Origin of the sequence: Microcystis sp. M44BS1 (genome assembly GCF_020244875.1) — a bacterium.
In the GTDB taxonomy this organism is placed as follows: domain Bacteria; phylum Cyanobacteriota; class Cyanobacteriia; order Cyanobacteriales; family Microcystaceae; genus Microcystis; species Microcystis panniformis.
The window spans coordinates 1-3,221 of the sequence record NZ_JADBVM010000301.1; the positions used below are offsets into that span (position 1 = coordinate 1).

The following is a 3,221-nucleotide window of genomic DNA, read 5'->3' on the forward strand; positions in this document are numbered from 1 at the left end:
CTGAATTTGAATTTCTTTCCCCTTAAGAGTTCTCACCCAAGATAATAAACCCTGTTGTCCTCGCGGTAATGTCCATAAAAGCGGGAAAATTTGCCACCAGTGTTCAATTTCTAGGCTATATAAATCTAACCTTTGATCGTCAATTTGGGCATCATGAGCGAAGGTTCCTTTTTGCAAGGCAGAGCCCTGGAACACAATATCGAAGGCTCTGCCTTAAAGTAGTATTCAGGTAGAACCTGAGGAGAGCGTTCCCAGGTAGAACCTGGGAACGAGATAATAATTCTCCTTTGAAAGCTTGATCAAGGATACTGGGAAGGATTGCGTCACTTCACTTTGTAGTTTTTAAAATTACGCTTTTTCTGGAAGGGCGATTATTACGGGATCTCATTGCCTTAACTAAAATATTCCAAGACCTCATAGATAATACGGCAGGAAAAGAGATTCTGATGGCGAAAACAAAATGTTTTTGTTTTAAGGCCACTAATAACCAATGTAGTTTAACATAATTACATATATATGAGAGTGGTGGCAGAACAGACTGATATTTTGGATTAACTAAGTTATATATTTTCTCTTTGATCAAAATGTTAGTGTTGAGTCGCTTTAACAATGAAGACTTTTGATTATAACTACCAGACCAAACTACTCGATACACTAAACAGGAGTTAACAAACACAGCATCCCCAAACTGAGCAATGCGAAGCCAGCAATCAATGTCATTATAACAGTCATCTAAACTTGAATCCCAACCCCCTGAGTTAAGAAAAGCATCTCTGAGAAAAGCAACTTGGCTAGTTGTTCCGAAGGGAACTTCTTCTAGGAGCATACCATAGTGTATATCTGCTTGAGCGATATAGAAAGCCTGTTCAAGTCCTATTTTTGGAGTTTGACAGATTTCTACTCCTTTAATATCCACCTGTGTCGCCTGACAGGAACAAATGACAGCTTCGGGATACTGAGCAATATTTTTCATTATTTCCTCTATACAATTAGGGGCAAGATAGTCATCATCATCGAGTAGTTTAATCCAATCTCCTTGAGCAGCTTTAACCCCTACATTTACCGAAAAGGATTGCCTCATATTCTTGAGATTACGATAGAAGATAATATCTTCCCCCAGGCTTTGAATATATTCTGCTGTACCATCAGAGGAATAATCATCAACCACAATGACTTCACAGGGAATAGATTGATTTAGGGACGAAGCGATTGCTCTTTTAAGCAACGATAAACGATTGCAGGTTGTAATAACAATACTAAATTTCATCTTTATTAACTATAATTAAATTTTTCTCCTATGAGCCATCAGAAAATCAGCATAAGCTTTTTGAGTCAGGAAAGGTTTAGCTTTAAGATAAAATTCTTGATGACGATAATCACGGGTATAAGGTAATTGTTCTAAGTGATCTGCTAAACGAATAGTTATTAAAGCACTAAGCTCTGTTTGAGTTAAAATTATTTCCTTGTTATCACGATAATTTATCAGTTTAAATTCATTAACTTGCTCAAAATTATAGGAAAAATGTTTTCTATCTTCAAGACAATAATAGTAAACTAATTTTTCAGCATCAGAACCAATAGCAGCCTTAATTATACCTCTTTGTTCTAGATTAACCAAACTTTTTCTATAGCTATAAGTTCCATAGATGCTGTGATAAAGACCAGCTAGACAAATCTCTTCAGATGAGTTCCATTTTTTCAAGATTCTATAATTTCCTAATAAATGACTATATAAAGAGCGTTTATTAAGATGTTCAGTGGAATCGGTTGCTAATTTCTTCAAAATTTCTCTTTGCTCTTTAGGGGGATCATATTGTCTATCTTTCCATAAATATATAAATTCACCTACAATATTTGGGGCGAAGTGTTGTAAGTTTTTCAATCGATTTTTAATGAGGGTATTAGTAGCCATATTGTTGATTGAATTAATGATTATATAATTTGTCATAGGAATTTATCGGGGCATAAGCTTATTGCTTATCAAAGGTGCAAACTCTACTAATAAAACCCATAAACTTAGGTCAAATGGATGTGCTAATAGATGTCTCGGAAGGATTCTGCTTAAAGCAATTCGCTCTCTCAATCCTTGGCGGGTTTTGGCTGCCTTATTTGGCCAATGTTCGAGGATGATTTTCAAAGTAAATTCTTGAGGGTCTAAGTAAGGATATAAAAACCATAACAGCAAGTTACACATTGAGCTAATAAAAGCAGTTGACTCATTAGCTAGACTTTCTTCAAAGGAAATAGCACCTTTCACCAGCAGTGATTGATCAGCAGTGATAGTGGCTGTGATAATATCCAACATATTAGTTAATGATTTCAATCTATTTTCCAGTAATACAGCATCTTGGGGATAGACAGAAAACCGATAACGAAGAGCATCTGCTAAAGTGTTTATGTGATTATCTATTAATTTTTCAAGGTTTTGTAATCTTAACTTCGTCCCCTGAGAATTATTATGGCGACGATATCCAACCGTAATACAATGGTTTCTTATCAGAGATTGATTAACACTTAACCTTAACCAAGTATAGTAATCTACAGCAGTTCCCGTAAACTGTGTTGGCCAGCCATTGATGGAATCGAGTGCTTCGCGTCGAATCACAACAGCTGAGGGAGTGGCGACAGAATTGGTAGGGAAAAAGTCCCAAGGAGCAAAAAACTGAGAATTGAGGACTGGAGAGGGAAAATTTAGGCTATCTTCATGAAAATGGGCGCAATTGGCTACACAAGCAGCAGATTGGGGAAATTGTTCTAGAATTGTATTCATAAGGCGCAGGTGATCTCGATGCCAGATGTCATCCTGATCGAGAAATGCTACTAGAGGCGCAGTAGTATGTTTGAATCCAAAATTGCGGGCGCAATGAGAACCCTTGTCAGGATTTCGTAATAAAGTGATACCTGAAAAAGACTTGACAATCTCTAGGGATTCGTCCTCAGAACCATCGTCAACCACTACTATTTCTCTCGGTGGTTGAGACTGGGAAAATACTGACTCGAGTGTTTGTCGAATCCATTGAGAGCCGTTGAATAAAGGGATAATAACAGCTACGTCCATAACCTTAGCGTTTTGATCTATAACTGGACTTCCCCCGTATAAACATACTAGCTATGGCTAAAAGTCTTACAGAGCCTGAGTTCAAGCAATGAAATACTAATGAACTACTGGACACAAAATCCTGAAGTTCTTACGCCGATAGGGTTTGAGGCAAAAATTTTCA

The 3,221-nt window shown here is 37.0% G+C and carries 3 protein-coding genes and 1 pseudogene; all 4 read right to left on the bottom strand.

Features of this window, described 5'->3' with window-relative positions; translation table 11 throughout:
- Positions 1-159, bottom strand: a pseudogene (locus IM515_RS22390) (lipid kinase); the annotation flags it as partial.
- A gap of 169 nt (positions 160-328) precedes the next feature.
- Positions 329-1,267: a glycosyltransferase family 2 protein gene (locus tag IM515_RS22395; RefSeq protein ID WP_287629068.1), complete on the bottom strand. Its 939-nt coding sequence runs from the start codon at positions 1,265-1,267 to the stop codon at positions 329-331.
- Positions 1,268-1,282: 15 nt separating this feature from the next.
- Positions 1,283-1,912, bottom strand: coding sequence for a DUF6817 domain-containing protein (locus IM515_RS22400; protein WP_287629069.1), 630 nt, complete (start codon positions 1,910-1,912; stop codon positions 1,283-1,285).
- Between the two features lie 42 nt (positions 1,913-1,954).
- Complete coding sequence (locus tag IM515_RS22405) at positions 1,955-3,058, bottom strand: glycosyltransferase family 2 protein (RefSeq protein WP_287629070.1); 1,104 nt, start codon at positions 3,056-3,058, stop codon at positions 1,955-1,957.
- Positions 3,059-3,221: the final 163 nt, after the last annotated feature.